At 51.6% G+C, this 16,157-nt stretch carries 14 protein-coding genes; 10 read left to right on the forward strand and 4 right to left on the reverse strand.

The features are described from left to right. The first annotated feature begins 47 nt into the window (after nt 1-47). From AC3G2T_RS30540 to AC3G2T_RS30555, 4 genes are all read left to right on the forward strand, one after another. On the forward strand, nt 48-1,784 hold the full coding sequence (locus AC3G2T_RS30540) for a diguanylate cyclase (protein ID WP_474685127.1): 1,737 nt from the start codon (nt 48-50) through the stop codon (nt 1,782-1,784). A gap of 73 nt (nt 1,785-1,857) precedes the next feature. Next, nucleotides 1,858-2,295 carry a nickel-responsive transcriptional regulator NikR gene (gene nikR, locus AC3G2T_RS30545; protein WP_474685126.1) on the forward strand — a complete coding sequence of 146 codons (438 nt, stop codon included), beginning with the start codon at nt 1,858-1,860 and terminating at the stop codon, nt 2,293-2,295. 44 nt (nt 2,296-2,339) lie between these two features. After that, entirely contained in the window at nt 2,340-2,744 is a 405-nt protein-coding gene (locus AC3G2T_RS30550; protein WP_474685125.1) for a DUF2203 domain-containing protein, read from the forward strand. A gap of 7 nt (nt 2,745-2,751) precedes the next feature. After that, nucleotides 2,752-4,407, forward strand: coding sequence for a copper resistance CopC/CopD family protein (locus tag AC3G2T_RS30555; protein WP_474685124.1), 1,656 nt, complete (start codon nt 2,752-2,754; stop codon nt 4,405-4,407). Nucleotides 4,408-4,473: 66 nt separating this feature from the next. Here AC3G2T_RS30555 and AC3G2T_RS30560 read toward each other — a convergent pair whose 3' ends face one another. Next, entirely contained in the window at nt 4,474-5,394 is a 921-nt protein-coding gene (locus tag AC3G2T_RS30560; RefSeq protein ID WP_474685123.1) for an aldo/keto reductase, read from the reverse strand. Nucleotides 5,395-5,553: 159 nt separating this feature from the next. Between AC3G2T_RS30560 and lepB the strand changes: the two genes are divergently transcribed. Then, on the forward strand, nt 5,554-6,078 hold the full coding sequence (lepB, locus tag AC3G2T_RS30565; protein ID WP_488437870.1) for a signal peptidase I: 525 nt from the start codon (nt 5,554-5,556) through the stop codon (nt 6,076-6,078). A 48-nt stretch (nt 6,079-6,126) separates the two neighbouring features. Here lepB and AC3G2T_RS30570 read toward each other — a convergent pair whose 3' ends face one another. Both AC3G2T_RS30570 and AC3G2T_RS30575 read right to left on the reverse strand, forming a co-directional pair. After that, nucleotides 6,127-7,665: an MDR family MFS transporter gene (locus AC3G2T_RS30570; RefSeq protein ID WP_474685177.1), complete on the reverse strand. Its 1,539-nt coding sequence runs from the start codon at nt 7,663-7,665 to the stop codon at nt 6,127-6,129. A 125-nt stretch (nt 7,666-7,790) separates the two neighbouring features. After that, nucleotides 7,791-8,231 carry a MarR family winged helix-turn-helix transcriptional regulator gene (locus tag AC3G2T_RS30575; RefSeq protein WP_474685121.1) on the reverse strand — a complete coding sequence of 147 codons (441 nt, stop codon included), beginning with the start codon at nt 8,229-8,231 and terminating at the stop codon, nt 7,791-7,793. A 502-nt stretch (nt 8,232-8,733) separates the two neighbouring features. Here AC3G2T_RS30575 and pheS point away from each other — a divergent pair. The 5 genes from pheS to AC3G2T_RS30600 all read left to right on the forward strand — a co-directional run bounded on the left by pheS (nt 8,734) and on the right by AC3G2T_RS30600 (nt 15,580). Beyond that, nucleotides 8,734-9,768 carry a phenylalanine--tRNA ligase subunit alpha gene (gene pheS / locus AC3G2T_RS30580; protein ID WP_474685120.1) on the forward strand — a complete coding sequence of 345 codons (1,035 nt, stop codon included), beginning with the start codon at nt 8,734-8,736 and terminating at the stop codon, nt 9,766-9,768. Nucleotides 9,769-9,836: 68 nt separating this feature from the next. Then, nucleotides 9,837-12,290 carry a phenylalanine--tRNA ligase subunit beta gene (gene pheT / locus AC3G2T_RS30585; protein WP_488437871.1) on the forward strand — a complete coding sequence of 818 codons (2,454 nt, stop codon included), beginning with the start codon at nt 9,837-9,839 and terminating at the stop codon, nt 12,288-12,290. Between the two features lie 92 nt (nt 12,291-12,382). Beyond that, nucleotides 12,383-13,393, forward strand: a complete 1,011-nt coding sequence (locus AC3G2T_RS30590; protein ID WP_488437872.1) for a cell division protein ZapA — start codon at nt 12,383-12,385, stop codon at nt 13,391-13,393. An 11-nt stretch (nt 13,394-13,404) separates the two neighbouring features. Next, nucleotides 13,405-13,953: a CvpA family protein gene (locus tag AC3G2T_RS30595; protein WP_488437873.1), complete on the forward strand. Its 549-nt coding sequence runs from the start codon at nt 13,405-13,407 to the stop codon at nt 13,951-13,953. Nucleotides 13,954-14,935: 982 nt separating this feature from the next. Continuing rightward, the gene (locus AC3G2T_RS30600; protein WP_488437874.1) at nt 14,936-15,580 is read left to right on the forward strand and encodes a transposase; all 645 of its coding nucleotides are present in this window, start codon (nt 14,936-14,938) and stop codon (nt 15,578-15,580) included. Between the two features lie 66 nt (nt 15,581-15,646). Here the strand turns inward: AC3G2T_RS30600 and AC3G2T_RS30605 are convergent, their stop codons facing one another. Then, nucleotides 15,647-16,030, reverse strand: coding sequence for a cupredoxin domain-containing protein (locus tag AC3G2T_RS30605; protein WP_488437875.1), 384 nt, complete (start codon nt 16,028-16,030; stop codon nt 15,647-15,649). Nucleotides 16,031-16,157 lie beyond the last annotated feature (127 nt).

The raw sequence follows: 16,157 nt of genomic DNA on the forward strand, positions 1-16,157 counted from the left end.
TATACGGGAGGACTTCATTCCTCAAAGATAAAGGGTGGTCGAACACGATGAACAACATCAATGAGGAACATGCGTCGGACAAAGATGCGAGAATTTTGCGGCAGGGCAGGAAGCTGTTCGTTCAAGAGCTCCATAAACAGTTGGACCAGATGGAGAAGCTGCTGCGTTTAATCCAAGTGCAGCCTGAATTTGATCCCGTGGCCAGGTTTTACCGGATTGCGCATACGCTTAAGGGCAGCGCGCCGATTTTTGGCTACCACCGGATCGGCAAGCTGGCGGAAGAGCTGGTGCACTGCTGGGAATGGAGCCAATCGATGACGAGCGAGAATGCGTCGTCCGTGATCATGCTGTCCCCCGTAGACGATAACATTGCATTTAGCCGGCGATCCCTGCTGCAGTTGAGCATGGAGCTTGATATTTGCGAGACGGAGCTTCAACTGGACGAACAGAAAAAGCCGGGAGGCGGCACGCTGCTCGGAACGTTAAAGAGCCGTCTTCTGCTCGTCGACGACGATGAAGTGCTGCGTTCTTATTTGACCCGCCGTTTGCAGCTTGACGAATGTATCGTCGATGAAGCGTCGGACGTTGAATCGGCCAAGAGGCTGCTGCGCGAGCATAACTATGATTTGGTGACGCTGGATTTGCTCATGTACCCGCAATCCGGATATGAGCTGTTTGAATATTTGAAAGAAGATCCGACGTTGAAGTGGCTTCCGCTCATTGTTCTTTCCGGGCGCGACGACTTGAATGACAAAGTCCGCTGCTTTCATCTCGGGGCCGACGATTACGTAACAAAGCCTTTTCAGTATGAGGAGTTGGCGGCGCGGATCTACAGTATTTTGAAAAGGACGAAAAATTTCGAGCAGCTCGCATTTCGCGATCCTTTGACAGGCGCGTTCAACCGCCGTTATTTCGATCTGCAGATCGGTTTGGAGCTGCAACGACTTGAGCGGTATCCGGCGCCGATTTCGCTTGCTTTTATCGATATCGACCGCTTCAAATCGATTAACGATACGTACGGGCACCATGTCGGAGATCTGGTGCTTCAGGGATTGGCGCATTTGCTGCAGGTGAATCTGCGGTCAACCGACTTGCTCGCGCGTTTCGGCGGCGAGGAGTTTGTCATCGCTATGCCGGGTGCTTCAGTCGGGCAAGCGGTACAAGCTTTGGAGCACGTTTTGGACAAAGTGCGGCAAAATCCCGTCGCCCAAAATGAAGGGCAGACGTTCTCCATTACTTTTTCCGCAGGCATAGCGGAATGGCAGCCAGGCATGGCCATGGAGGAGTGGATCGACCGGGCGGACAATGCGATGTACCAGGCGAAGCAGCAGGGCAGGAATCGCGTTGCCGCCGCCCGGGATGCGGAAGCAACGGACCGCGAATCCAAGCCCGCGCCCGACGCTCCAGCCAGAAAGAAGCTGCTTATCGTTGACGACGATCACATTTTGCGCTCGATTTTGACGTCTCACTTGGAGCATTTGCCTATAGATATTACGCTTGCTTCGGATGGCGAAGCTGCTTACCGGATGCTGCTGGAGAAATCGTTCGATGCTTGCATTTTGGATGGAATGATGCCCAAAATAGACGGTTTCAACTTGCTGGAGCAGCTTAAAACGAATCCCGTTCTGTCGCAGCGACACATGAAAGTGCTGATGCTTTCCGGGAAAAAGCGGGAAGACGATTTGCTCAAAGGCTACCATATGGGCGCCGATGACTATATGACCAAGCCGTTCTCTTTGGTGGAATTGGAAATACGGGTTCGCCGCTTAATGAAGCTGCCGTAAATAAGGGGATGGGAGCCGAGCCCGTTCCTTTTTTGCTGCAATAAAAGTTTGCCTGGAGAGGAGGCTTCACTCTATGTCCGATAAAGATGCGTTAGTCCGCTTCGGGATTTCGATGCCGCAGTCGTTGATCGAACAATACGATCAATTGATCGCCTTGCAGGGCTACGACAATCGTTCGGAAGCGATACGGGACCTCGTGCGCAAAGCTTTGCTCGTAAACAGCTCCATGCAGGAGGAGGAAACGGTGGCGGGCACGATTGTAATGGTCTACGATCATCACGTGAGCGACCTGCCGATTACGCTGACAGAGCTTCAACACGATTATCATCATGAGATTATTTCCACCATGCATATTCATTTGAATCATCAGCAATGTCTTGAAATTCTTGTCGTTCGGGGAAAAGTACGTCTGCTCCGGACGCTTCAACAGCGCATTCAGGTTCTTAAAGGAGTCAGTTATGCGGAATTGTCGGTCACGCATGTAGACGAGGCGCATGGACACGGTTCGTAGTCATGCCGGTTTTTTGATAGAATCGAGAGTAGGAGGTGCCGGAAGTGTCGGGAAAATATTTTACTTTGCAGCAGGCGAATGAGCTGTTGCCTGCAATCGACAAGGAACTGCGGGCCGTACAAGCGTTGAAACGGCAATTCGAGGATAAATACCGGGCGCTTCGCCAAAGCAAGGAGGAGTACTCGGGAGAGCAGCTCGGGGATGGAGAAGATCCGTTCTTTTTTATGGAGGCGGAACTGGAATTCATTCAGATCGAGGCGCGGGGACATATTCAAGGGTTTCAGCTCAAGGGAGTGGAACTGAAGGACATCGATATGGGACTCGTTGATTTCCCGGCTTTGATCGACGGCGAAGAAGTGCTTTTGTGCTGGCGGCAGGGAGAAGAAAGCATCCGCTATTATCATAGTAGGCAAGATGGATTCGCCGGCCGCAAGCCCATTTCGGAATAGAGGTTGAATGATGATAAGAAATCGTTATAACCGCCGGCTTGCCAAGCTTCGGCTGGCGGTCGTTTTGCTGGCATTCGCAGCGGTTATTCTGGGGATGATTTCCACCCCTCAGAAGGCACTGGCCCATGCCTCGCTGGTACAAGCCGTACCGGAAGCAAACAGTACGCTGAAGGATTCGCCCGCCCAAATATCCGTTACGTTCAATGAACGACTGGATGAGGGGCTCTTTTACATCAAGGTGCTCAACAGCAAAGGCAGCGAAGTTACCAAAAGCAGGGCGGTCATGAACCCGGAGCACACCGGTATGGTCCTTGCGCTGCCGAAGCTTTCCGAAGGCGTCTATTTGGTCAGTTATCATGTGATTTCGGAGGACGGCCACCCGGTTGGGGGCAGCTATCCGATCACGGTCGGCAATCCGCCGCAAGAGGAAAAGCTTCAGCTTCCGGCGGGTCAGGTCAACCATCAGCATGAGTTTACCGGTTCGTGGAGCAACAAGATTATGATTCAATACGCGGTTCGCGGGCTGTGGTATTTGGCCGTGCTGGCGCTGGCGGGTTGGGTCGTTTGGTTAAGGATCGACCGCAGAGGGGGAGCCGAAGCGCGGAAATCTTTATCCGCCTGGACATTGAATTTGCAGCGGGCCCAAGTGCTTGCGCTGCTGCTGCTGATTTTTACGCATATCGAGGATCTGCTGGGCGGCGGAGGTGCGGAGGAGCTGTGGCAGCTGTTCAGCGCGACGAGTATCGGGATCAGCTGGCTGCTGCTGCTGGTGCTCTCATGTTTAGGTTTTGCGATCGTGGGCAGGCTGGCCTGGCTTGATATATTGTGGGCGCTCGCCCTGCTGGCCGCCAAAAGCTTCAGCGGCCATGCCGCGTCCTATTCACCGGTCAGCGCAACGGTTACGCTGGATTTTATTCATTTGGCGGCCGCGGCGCTTTGGGCCGGCGGGCTGCTGCTCCTGCTCGTCAAGTGGCGCAAACGCAGCGAAGAGACGCCTGATTTTGTGAAAGCATTCTCGAAAATGGCTTTCGTGTCGATCATCGTTCTTACATTGACAGGCGCGGCATCGATTCTATTGTTTTTGCCCGGTTTGCACTACTTGCTTTACACGACATGGGGAATTTTGATGCTCGTGAAAATCGGGGCGGTCCTGCTGGTCATTGTCGCCGGAATCGTAATCCGCATGTATGTACGCAAGCGGAAGGCCCCGCAGGCTTACTTGTGGGTGAAAATCGATTTCGCCTTGATGGCGGTCATCGTAATTTTGGTCGGGCTGATTACCTACATGGCTCCCATCCCGTCCAATCAGCCTTTGGTGTGGCACGTTATGGGGGACAAGGTGCACATGACCTCCGGCATTAGCCCGAAGGCGCAGGGAACGAACACTTTTGAAACGAAGGTGTTTCTTCCGGAGAAGGCGGGCAAGCCAAAGCAGGTGCAAATGATTCTGCATTATACGGACGATACGGATATCGCTCCGATTCAAATTCCTTTGCAGCCTTTTGCCGATGAGAAGCAGGAGGAGTCTTACGGTTTTGTCAAATATAGCTACACAGCTTCGGGCGCATACTTGCCTTTCCGCGGCAACTGGGATTTGGAAGTCAGAGTAATGGACATGGAAGATAACGAAACCGTGTACCATAAGGATTTTATCGTGTACTAGAAAAAACGGCCCTTTTGCCAGAGGGCCGTTTTCATTTTGGGCGGCTGCAGCGATTGCTTTACAGCCTTATTGTTTCCACGCTTGCGGGTGATTGTCGCTGATCAGCTCGACGGCGCTTGCATTGGCGGCAACCTGCTCAGGGTTTTTGCAGCCCGGGATGACGGCGGTCACGGCCGGGTGCTTGAGGCACCACGCAAGCGCCCATTTGGCCATATCCATGCCCGCGGGAACCTCTTCCTGCCGGATGCGCTGCACTTCTTCCAGCTTCAACCGAGTGCTCTCCTGATCGTGGCGGTGCCGAACGTCCGTCGTATCGAAAACGGTGCCGGGCTTGTATTTGCCGCTAAGATATCCGCTGGCGAGCGGCACCCGGGCTAAAACGCCCAAATCCTGGCGCTCGCAGGATGGGAATACTTGCTCTTCCGGCACGCGGTCGAGCCGGTTGTAAACGACCTGGATCGCCTGCGAGTTGACCTTGGTCGACGCGTCCGTTTGGTGGATGTTGGCATTGCTGCCGATAGAGGTGCCCAAATGGCGTATTTTGCCGGCTTGAATTTGCTTGTCCAGCGTCGTCCACAGCTCGTCGTTGTCGAATGCGGCGTCCGGACCGGAATGGAATTGGTATAAATCTATGTAGTCGGTCCGCAGCGCTTTGAGCGAAGCGTCCAACTGCTTCACAACATCTCCGGCGGAGTAATCGTCGGTTCTGGTGAACCGTTCGTGGAAGTGATGACCGAACTTGGTCGCTACGACCCAATCCTCACGCTTGCGCCGCGACAAATAGTCGCCTATGAACGATTCGGACAAGTGATCGCCGTAGCACTCTGCCGTATCGATCAAGTTGATGCCGAGTTCGGCCGCCTTGTCCAGAATAGCGTCGGCTTCCGCCTGCGTGAACTCCAGTCCCCATTCTCCACCGAACTGCCAGGTGCCTACGCCTATGATGGAGACCTTTAATTCCGTTTTTCCGAGTCTGCGGTATTTCATTTCGACCACTCTCCTTATAAGGGTATCCAAATTCATTAAACGACAAAGCGGATGCCATGTCAAAGACAACGCTTTCTTTAACATTTTTATGTCAGATTAATGTTTGCCGGGCTGCGATCGTTTACAGTAAGACTTATCATGTTCACAAAGGAGAGAGCCATGAAGAAAAAGCTACTGTCCCTCGTCAAAGAGTGGGTGCCCAGCATCGCTTTTGCGGTGGTCCTCGCGCTGTTCGTCAATACGTACGTGGCCCAGGCGATGAGCGTCCCTACCGGGTCGATGCTGCCGACCATACAGCTGCAGGACGAGCTGGTTGTCGAGAAAATGAAGCCGCTCACCCATTTTGAATTCGGCGACATCGTCGTGTTCTGGCCTCCTCTGCCGGACAATAAGGACCGTTATGTGAAACGGCTTATCGGCTTGCCGGGTGATACGATCGAAGTGAAGGGCGGCGCTTTGTACCGCAACGGGGCAAAGGTGGACGAGCCGTATGTGAAAGAAGCGATGAATTATACGTTTGACAAAGTGACCGTACCTGCGGGCGAATATTTTTTCCTCGGCGATAACCGGAACGACAGCTACGATTCGCATTTGTGGCCGACGCCTTTTGTGCCGGAAAAAGACCTTATCGGCAAAGCCGTATTCCGGCTTCTTCCGCTTAATCATATGGGCAAAATCGAATAAAACCCAAAAAGCTCCCTTCCGGCGGAATCCGGTTGGGAGCTTTTTTTATTAGGCGGGCTCGGGAGCCGCCGCCTCCGTTTTTTTGGATTTTGGGTTGGAAATTTTGATCGGGCCGATAAAGAAAGTAACGACGGCGCCCAGCAGCACGAAAACCAATCCGTAAAAAAATACTTGGTGAAGCGAAGCGACAAGCGCATTTTTGATAATCGGCAGCAAATTGTCCACGAATTCTTTAGGCATCTTGGCCAGCGTCTCGGGGCTGAGCAGCGAAGAATACAGCCCTTGCGGATTCGTATGGATCATCGAGGTCAACTGGCCGGCCATTTGGCCGGATTGCGCAGGCAGCTGTTTGATGACGGGAATTAAGTTGTCTTCAAGCAGCACTGTCGATTTATGATTCATAATTGCGCCGAGAATCGTCATCCCGAACGTACCGCCGATTTGCCGGAAAAACTGGCTCGAAGACGTTACGACCCCAAGCTCGGATTTGGGGAAGCTTTCTTGCAGCGCGAGTGTAAGAATCGGCATAACAAGCCCCATGCCAAGACCCAGAATAAGCATGTAGCCGGAAGCGGTCAGTTTGGTCGTATCCATGCCCATCGTGCCGAGCAGCAGGAAACCGGCCGCCATAATGATCATTCCGATCAGCATCTGTCTGCGCACGCCGACTTTGTGAATGAACTGCCCGGAAACCATGCTCGCGATAATCATGGTGATCATCATCGGCGTCATCACGGTGCCGGAAGCGGAGGCGCTGATGCCGACGATGCCCTGCATGAACAAAGGGACGAACATGATCGCGCCGAACATGCCGACGGACATCAGAAACCCGACGCCGTTGATCGTTGTGAACGTCCTGTTCTTGAACAGGCGGACGGGAAGGATCGGCTCTTCGGCCCTGTTTTCGATAAAGGCGAAGGCGGTTAGCGATACGACGGCAATGGCGAACAGGCCGATAATTTGCCAGGAAGCCCAGGCGTAATCTTTGCCGCCGAAAGTTAAAGCGAGCAGCAGGCTGACGACGCCGATAATCATGGTGACGATGCCGGGCACGTCGAATTTTACATTGCCGGCAGCTTTGTGCTTAGGCAAAGCGATCGCGATCAAAACAGTAGCGAGAATACCTACGGGAAGGTTGATGTAAAAGACCCAGCGCCAGCTCAGGGAGTCTACGATCCAGCCGCCGACCTGCGGGCCGATTACGGTCGCCAGACCGAAGATCGCACCGAAGACGCCCTGCCATTTGGCCCGCTGCTTGCCGCTGAACAAATCCCCAATAATAATCATCGCCATCGGCATCATAATGCCGCCGCCGATTCCTTGCAAGCCGCGGAACCAGATCAGTTCCGTCATATTTTGAGCCATTCCGCACAGGGCGGAGGCGCCGATAAAAATAATCAGCCCGGTCACATAGACGACGCGGCGGCCGATCAGGTCGGCCAGCTTGCCCGCGATCGGCACGACGACCGTCGAGGTCAGCATATACGCAGTCGTCAGCCAGGCCATCAGGCCGAGACCGCCGAACTCCCCGACGATGCGCGGCATCGCGGTGCCCACGATCGTTCCGTCCAACGCCCCGAAAAGCATGGCGATGATCAAGCCTGTCAACAAAAGGCCGCGGTTTTTCACGGCCGGCGATGCGGATTCTTCAAGCGGACCGGATGTCTTCGTATGATTGTTTTCCACTCTACTCACTCCTTGTTTTCAATGCCTCAGACTGTTACGGCGAAGTATGAAGCGATTTTTTCAAATGACTTGACGAAAATGTCAAGCTCTTCAGACGAGAGCTGCGATAAAGCTTGCGCCGAGACTTCCTTGTGAACTTCCATCGCTTTTTGCACGATTTGGTCGCCCGACTCGGTCAGTTCGACAAGCACAATACGGCGGTCCGTTTCGTGATGTTTTCGAATGACGTAACCGTTTTGAACCAGCCGGTCGATCATCACCGTAATCGCGCTGGGCTTGACGCCTAATTTGTCCGAAAGCTGGGTTTGCTTGATGAGGCCTTCTTTTTTAATGATAAAAAGCATGAAATACTGAGGCCCCGTAATATCAAATTCCAGCTTCGAAAGTACGGCATGGCCCAGTTTGCGGTGAGTCATTTCGAAAGCGGTCCGAAACCGGTCCGTATATGCGTGAATGGACTCGTCCATAGCAGTCCTCCTTTGTTATAATGGTTAAATTTTAAATGATATAATATTTAAATGATTTAAATAAATTATAAGCCGCTTCGCAGTATATGTCAAACCTTTTAACTCGATTATGAAGAATGCCCACTTGCATATAAGGCGTATCTTGCATATAATTACTCATAAATATACGAGCAAATGCTTTGACGGAGAAGAGTACGCAGTGCTTCTTGACAGGGAGGGAAAGCCGAAGATTGAGAGCTTGCCCCGGGAATCAGGCTGCCGAAGTTCGCTCCCGAGCAGTCTTTTGAACAGGTTGGGCTTATGGAGCCACGGCCTCAGTAGAGAGAACCGGACGGTTCGTCCGTTATCCGCAATGAAGTGAGATTCGGCTTGTGCATAACAAGTCCGGGTCTAATTAGGGTGGTACCACGGCTTTTTCGTCCCTTGTCCGGGGATGGAAAAGCCTTTTTGTGTTTTTATTAAAGGTTCTGCGTTTGAGGGACTAATTTCAGGAGGGATTTCGATGAAAGAGCGGTTAGAGGCTTTAAAGCAGGAAGCGCTGCAAGAGCTCGGAAGCGTTCAGAGCCAGCAGGAACTGAACGACCTGCGAATCAAATATTTGGGCAAAAAAGGACCGTTAACGGAAATTTTGCGCGGTATGGGCGCATTGAGCGCTGAAGAGCGCCCTGTCATCGGACAGGTTGCCAACGATGTCCGCGCGGCCATTGAAAGCGTAATTGAACAAAAACAAGCGGCCTACCTGCAGCAGGAAACCGACAACCGTCTCCGCGCCGAGACGATCGACGTCACTTTGCCGGGCCGTCCGTCGCAGCAAGGGGCCGTTCATCCTTTGAACAAAGTTATTCAGGATATTGAGGACATCTTCATCGGGATGGGCTATACCGTGGCGGAAGGTCCGGAAGTGGAACAGGATTACTACAACTTTGAAGCGCTGAATTTGCCGAAAGATCATCCGGCCCGGGATATGCAGGATTCCTTCTATATTACGGAAGAAATTCTTATGCGCACTCAGACCTCCCCCGTGCAAGTCCGCACCATGGAAAAACGCAAGGGCGAAGTGCCGATCAAAATTATTTGCCCGGGCAAAGTGTACCGCCGCGACGATGACGATGCGACCCATTCGCACATGTTTACGCAAATTGAGGGTCTTGTGATCGACCGGAATATCCGGATGAGCGACTTGAAAGGAACGCTGCTGCAGTTCGTTCAGGAAATGTACGGCAAGCAGACCAAAATCCGTCTGCGTCCGAGCTTTTTCCCGTTCACGGAGCCGAGCGTCGAGGTGGACGTAAGCTGTGCCATGTGCGGCGGCGCAGGATGCAGAACGTGCAAGCAAACCGGCTGGCTTGAAATTCTTGGCGCCGGCATGGTGCACCCGAGAGTACTTGAAATGGGCGGATACGATCCGAAGGAGTACAGCGGATTTGCCTTTGGCATGGGCGTTGAACGGATCGCCATGCTGAAATACGGCATCGAGGACATTCGCCATTTTTATACGAACGACTTGCGTTTCTTGAAGCAATTCTTGCACGTGTAGGCATAAAGTGAAACTTATGCTTGCCATGCAAATTTTGCGGCGGCAAAACTTTAAGGAGGAATGAGACCATGAAGGTATCCTATCAATGGTTATCGGAATATGTAGACGTATCCGGCTATACGGCGGAGGATTTGGCGGAAAAACTGACCCGCAGCGGGATTGAAGTTGATATCGTAGAGGATCGCAACAAAGGTGTGACGAACGTAGTCGTAGGTTATGTAAAATCGCGCGAAAAGCATCCGGACGCAGATAAGCTCAGCGTTTGTATCCTCGACGCGGGGCAAGGCGAAGACTTGCAAATCGTCTGCGGCGCAAAAAACGTAGCCGCAGGGCAAAAAGTGCCCGTAGCTCTCGTAGGGGCCGAACTGCCGGGCGGCTTGCAAATCAAACGCGCCAAGCTGCGCGGCGTGGAGTCGCAAGGCATGATCTGTTCAGCCAAAGAACTGGGGCTGAACGATAAATTGCTGCCTAAAGAAATCCAGGAAGGCATTCTGGTCCTTCCTGAGGATACCGTTGTAGGCAGCTCTATCCTTGAAGTGCTGGCGATCAGCGACAAGGTGTTGGAGCTTGATCTGACCCCGAACCGCTCCGATGCGCTAAGCATGATCGGAGTGGCGCACGAGATCGCTGCGATCCTCGACCGCAGCGTCAAGCTGCCGGATGCGGAGGCCGCACTGCAAGCTGCGGAAGCAGCTGCAGTTAGAGCCGCGGACCGCATCAGCGTGAACATCACAGCGAAGGAGCAGTGCACCCACTATGCGGCGCGCCTCATCGAGGGCGTCCGCATCGGCACTTCCCCGCTGTGGATGCAAAACCGGTTGATGGCCGCGGGCATCCGCCCCATCAACAACATCGTCGACATCACGAACTTCGTGATGTTAGAGTACGGACAGCCGCTGCATGCATTTGACGCGGATCAGCTGAACAACGGCCACATCGATGTACGGCTTGCCGAGCCGGGCGAGAAGCTCGTCACGCTGGACGATGTGGAGCGCAATCTTGAGCCGCACATGCTGCTTATCACTGACGGCACGAAGCCTGTCGCGCTTGCGGGCGTAATGGGCGGCGCCAACTCCGAAGTGACCGAGAGCACGACGCGGATTTTGCTGGAATCCGCGAGATTCGCGGGCAGCTCCGTCCGCCGCACGTCCCGCCAGCTTGGCTTGCGCTCCGAAGCGAGCCTTCGCTTCGAAAAAGAAGTCAACCCGGAGGCCGTGCTTCCGGCTTTGAACCGCGCTGCGGCCCTGATGGCTCAGTATGCAGCGGGCCAAGTTGCCGACGGCATCGTCGAAGCCGTCGCCGGATCGCACCAGCCGGTCCGTATCGAGCTTGCGGTGGACCGCGTCAACAACTATCTCGGCACCGCGCTGACGCTGGCCGAGATCGAGAAAATCATGGAGCGTCTCAGTTTCACCTTCGTTAAGACGGACGACGGACAGCTGCTCGTTCACGTTCCGAGCCGCCGCGGAGACATTACCCGGGATGTCGATCTGATCGAAGAAGTTGCACGCCTCTTCGGCTACGACAACATCCCAACGACACTCATGAGCGGCGTAACGACTCCCGGCTCATTGACCAAAGAGCAGTCGATCCGCCGCATCGCGCGGAATCTCCTGACACAAAGCGGGCTGCATGAAGTTATTACCTATTCCTTCACGCACCCCGATCAAAATTCGCTGCTTGCAGGCCTCTATCCTGCAGCAAAACCAATTCCTCTCGCCATGCCGATGAGCGAGGAGCGCAGCCAATTGCGCACAAGCCTGCTGCCTCATTTGCTTGAGGTTGTCAGCTACAACCGCAATCGGAGCAACGACGACGTGGCTGTGTTCGAGACGGCCAGAGTTTTTGTCAGCGAAGAGTCCGTCCTGACCGCTTTGCCGCAAGAAAAGCTGCTTCTTTCAATCGCCATGACAGGCAAACGCCGCCAGCCGCATTGGGGGCAAAAATCGGAGTCCGTCGACTTTTTTGATCTAAAAGGGATCTTCGATCGTCTAATTCATTATTTGGGAATTGAAAACCTGGAGTACGTTTCTGCAGCTCCTGAGGGCTTCCATCCGGGCCGCACGGCCGAGCTCTACTTGCATGGCGCAGGGGGAAGACAACTTATTGGAAGAGCGGGCCAGCTTCATCCCGCGCTTCAGCAGCAGCGCGATCTTGACGATACCTACGTTCTCGAAGTCGAGATGGGGCCGTTAATGGCCGCGGCAACCCATTCGATTGCCTACAAGCTTCTTCCGCGTTACCCGGCAATCGGCAGAGATATAGCTGTCGTTGTGAACGCAAACGTTCCGGTCGGTCATATGGAAAACACGATCCGCGAAGTGGCAGGCGAACTGCTGGAATCCATCCAGGTGTTTGACATTTATACGGGCGAAAGACTGGGGGCCGGCAAAAAGAGCGTAGCGTTCGCATTGATTTATCGCCATGCCGACAGGACATTGCTTGATGAAGAAGTAACGGACCTCCATGCAAAGGTCGTTCAAGCCCTTGAACGGCAATTTGAAGCAGAGCTAAGAAAATAGTGTGACTTATAGCGTTGAGGCAGGAAATCAGGCTGGTCTTATCGAATTGTTGTCGATAGGACCAGCCTTTCATCTAAGGGAGGATATAAAGAGTGAGCGCTGAAGAAAAGACTAAAATAACCGTTGAAATATACGGCAACCAATACAAACTCATGGCAAGCACTAGCACCAACTATATGAAGCGCGTTGCTGAGCACGTGAACGACCAAATGTTTCGTATCGCCAAAGGATACCCGCGCCTGGATTCGCAAAGAATTGCCGTGCTGGCTGCCGTTAACATGGCCGATGAACATCTTCGGATAAACACGGAAATCGAATTGCTCCGCCAAGAACAAGCAAAGCATGAAGAAGCACAGAAAGGGTATGACCAACTGCTCCAGAACTTCAATGAGCTAAAACTGGAGCACGAAGCCAAACTTCTACTCATCAACGAGCAAAATAACCAGCTTAAGCAGCTTCAAGACCGTCAGGAGGCCGCACAAGAGCAATTGATCCGCCAACACCAGGAAGAAAAAGAAGCCATCATCAAACAAAGCCAGGAAGAAAAAGAAGCCATCATCAAACAAAGCCAAGAAGAAAAAGAGGCAATCGTCCGACAAAACCGTGAAGAGAAAGAAGCTATCGTCAAACAAAACGAGGAAGAAAAAGACACTGTTGTCAGACAGATTCAAGAAGAGAAAGAAGCTGCCATCAGACAATATCAGCAAGAAAAAGAAGCGGCGGTCCAACAGCTGCAGGCGGAAAAAGAATCCGCGGCCCATGAATTCCGCTCCGAGAGAGAAGCCTTGCTGCAAAGACACGGCGCAGAAATGGAATCCATAATCAAGCAATATCAAGCCCAACTGAATGATCTGAATAGACGTCATAAAGAGCATCATGAAGAAATGGGGCAAATGTATGAGAATGAAAGAAGGCAGCTCATGGAGCAAGTGCAAGCGGAAAGAGAAGAACTCGTGCAGCGAAATCTGCAGGACGAATCGCTTCAAAGAGAACTGAACAAAGTACGGGCTGAATACCGTGAACTGCGGGAGGAATACACGAAACTGCAGAACGAATACAATGAATGGATCGAACTGGCCGAAACAGATGGTCCCGGCAGGTAATCTCCGTGCACATGAATAACTTGGATTACATCATTTTGGCAGTAGTAGCCCTCGGATTGCTTTTCGGTTACTTTAGAGGATTTATTGCGCAAATCGTATCGCTTTCCGGTTTTTTGCTTGCTTACCTGGTTGCGTTCTTCTTTTATAAAAACGTGGCCCCGATCCTGCGCCTTGCAGTTCCGGTCCCTGCATACGAGAACTATCAACGGTATGAATTTATCGTTAAAGGTCTGAATCTGGATACTTATATCTTCAATGCGCTGGCCTTCGCCATTCTGTTTTTCGGAACCAGGCTTGCAATAAGCATCATAGGCAAAACATTGAACGTTATCGCCAAAACGCCGGGACTTAACCTCATCAATCGCTGGAGCGGAGCTCTACTTGGTTTGGCGGAAGCGCTCCTGATCGTCGTTATTGCCGTCAACGTCTTAACGATAGCCCCGTCAGACGGATTGCAAAAGCTTTTGTCCGGCTCAACTATAGCCCCCTACTTCATTAACGAACTCCCCAGCATTGCCGGAAAACTCCAAGAATTATGGAAGCAAGGAATCTCCGTATAAAAGCTGCCTCTTTCCTACCCGAGGGACAGGGGGCAGCTTATCAACAAAACGCATTTTCTGTGTCATCTACAAAAACAGAGTGTCGGCACCTCTTCACGACCTCACCCCCAAAAGCCGCCGCTGCAACGACCAAAACAAAGCATCGGTCCTGCCTGCCTTAAGCAACCCAAGCAAACGCAGCAAATCCAAATCACCAAAACATACTAATCCACACAAAAACCCGAAATCACTTGACGGGACACACTCCTCTTTCGCTAGCCGAGACCTTATTTGGAGACACATCTCTTTAAATTGATGGGACCTTATTTGGAAACACATCCATTCGCTTGATGAGACCTTATTTGGGAACACATCTCTTTAAATTGATGGGACCTAACCCCATCACTTGCCAGAACCTTATTTGAAATACTTCCCTTCACATAAGAGGCGATCCAGTTCCCAATCTGGCCCAAAGATCAGATCTATTCAAGATTACATTGAATGTGGGATTTTCTGGTATCCGGCATGTCAAGCGACTCACTTCCAAAGTATTTGATATTTAAGCACAATGTGTGGTCGACCGACCGCCGTCAAGCAGCGCAACACCGCGCGCTGGGAGCTGCACACGTACCCGGAATCGGGCGCAGGGGTATTTTTGGTTTCTCAGCAGCTTTACCTGACCGACAAGAGGCTTTGTAGATATTACAGAATTGTGGTGTATGTGGTGGACCGGCCACCGTCATGCAGAGCAACAACGCGCACTGGGAGCTGCACACGTGCGATTTATCGTCATGGTGGTTTTCGCCTGCTTTAAAAGTGGTTGACCACCGTCAGGTGACGCCAAGCACTGCGCGCGGTGCGGAGTTTTTGCAGATACTACAGAATTTTTTTTAGAACGATGTAGCTCGATGAGATAGGGGGCAATTTATTCTTTACATACGAACATATATTCTGTATAATGGAATAAAAGGGAATGTTTGTTCCTGTTTGGGGAGGGCGGAGAATGGACTTTTCGGTGGAATCTTTGGATCGGATGTTTACCAGTGAGGAAGATTGTGTAGAGTACTTAATGAACAAGCGGTGGAGGAATGGATTCTGCTGCCCTCGCTGTGATCATACGGAATTTTTCAGGATTCGTACGAGGAACTTGTTGGAATGCAAAGAATGCAGAACGCAAGTTTCGTTAACCGCAGGCACGGTTATGCATAAATCGAAACTTCCGCTGTTAACATGGTTCAAAGCGATATACTTGCTTATTCGGACTGAACAAACCTATACCGCTTCTGCATTAGCACAACAAATTGATGTGAATTATCGAACTGCAAGGCTTATGTTGAATAAAATTCAATGCTCTTTGCATAAACGATATGATCGAATAGATTCTCCCAAAGCTAATGAATCGGCAGCTTCTAAACGACAAATGACCGCCGCGACTTCCCATAATCAAGCGGAGTTAATTCAAAAGCTTGCTGCTCGACAGCTCGCGGCGAAGTTTCCGTTGAAGGGAGCAGTTAACTTGACCTCATTTATTTTTAAAAGTTCCGGGCTTATACTCCATAATACGGATGTTTTGCTTTCCAAATGGGTCGATGCCTGTATTTCGGTTTTTCAATATCCGCGATTTTTGCGGTATCATCAAGTCCATTAAATAAGTGAATATCAAAAACAGCCCAATCGCAGTAAAAGCGATAAGGCTGTATGGGAAAAAGAATAATTATTCAACAATAAGGGTTGCTTTCATTTCAGCGTGTCCGGATCCGCACATGATAGAACAGATGATGGGGTATGAGCCGGCTTTATCGGGCGTAAAAGTTAACGTTTTGTTGTTGTTGTCCAAGTTCACTTTGAAGTCTTTGATTTGGATACCATGAGCGCCTTGCGTGTTATCAAGGGTGATTTTTACAGGCTCTCCCTTTTTAACGCGGTACTCGGCTTGATCAAATTTAAAGTTGCTTGCTTTAACTACGACTTCTTGTGCTGTGCCTTGTGCGGAATCTGCTCCATTTGTCGACTCGGCTGTTTTTTGATCTTTGCTGCCGCAAGCCGCAAGTGCGAGGATTAGGCAAACTCCCATTGCGAGAACGAGTAATTTCTTCATCGTGTAAACCCCTCCATAAAACTGGATTAAGTACAAAACCCATTTTACACGACCTTTTGCAAAAAAGCAGTGACAAACTCGTGAAAAGGAAAAGATCGACCCGGCGAATGGATACGCTGCAGGCCGA

The sequence above is a fragment of the Paenibacillus sp. sgz302191 genome (assembly GCF_057749925.1).

What these genes read in the sequence shown, in the direction of transcription:
- AC3G2T_RS30600 (WP_488437874.1), top strand. Translation starts at nt 14,936, where the DNA reads ATGGACTTTTCGGTGGAATCTTTGGATCGGATGTTTACCAGTGAGGAA.
- AC3G2T_RS30595 (WP_488437873.1), top strand. Translation starts at nt 13,405, where the DNA reads ATGAATAACTTGGATTACATCATTTTGGCAGTAGTAGCCCTCGGATTG.
- AC3G2T_RS30560 (WP_474685123.1), bottom strand. Translation starts at nt 5,394, where the DNA reads ATGAAATACCGCAGACTCGGAAAAACGGAATTAAAGGTCTCCATCATA.
- AC3G2T_RS30575 (WP_474685121.1), bottom strand. Translation starts at nt 8,231, where the DNA reads ATGGACGAGTCCATTCACGCATATACGGACCGGTTTCGGACCGCTTTC.
- pheS (WP_474685120.1), top strand. Translation starts at nt 8,734, where the DNA reads ATGAAAGAGCGGTTAGAGGCTTTAAAGCAGGAAGCGCTGCAAGAGCTC.
- AC3G2T_RS30605 (WP_488437875.1), bottom strand. Translation starts at nt 16,030, where the DNA reads ATGAAGAAATTACTCGTTCTCGCAATGGGAGTTTGCCTAATCCTCGCA.
- nikR (WP_474685126.1), top strand. Translation starts at nt 1,858, where the DNA reads ATGTCCGATAAAGATGCGTTAGTCCGCTTCGGGATTTCGATGCCGCAG.
- AC3G2T_RS30555 (WP_474685124.1), top strand. Translation starts at nt 2,752, where the DNA reads ATGATGATAAGAAATCGTTATAACCGCCGGCTTGCCAAGCTTCGGCTG.
- AC3G2T_RS30570 (WP_474685177.1), bottom strand. Translation starts at nt 7,665, where the DNA reads ATGCTTTTCGGGGCGTTGGACGGAACGATCGTGGGCACCGCGATGCCG.
- lepB (WP_488437870.1), top strand. Translation starts at nt 5,554, where the DNA reads ATGAAGAAAAAGCTACTGTCCCTCGTCAAAGAGTGGGTGCCCAGCATC.
- pheT (WP_488437871.1), top strand. Translation starts at nt 9,837, where the DNA reads ATGAAGGTATCCTATCAATGGTTATCGGAATATGTAGACGTATCCGGC.
- AC3G2T_RS30540 (WP_474685127.1), top strand. Translation starts at nt 48, where the DNA reads ATGAACAACATCAATGAGGAACATGCGTCGGACAAAGATGCGAGAATT.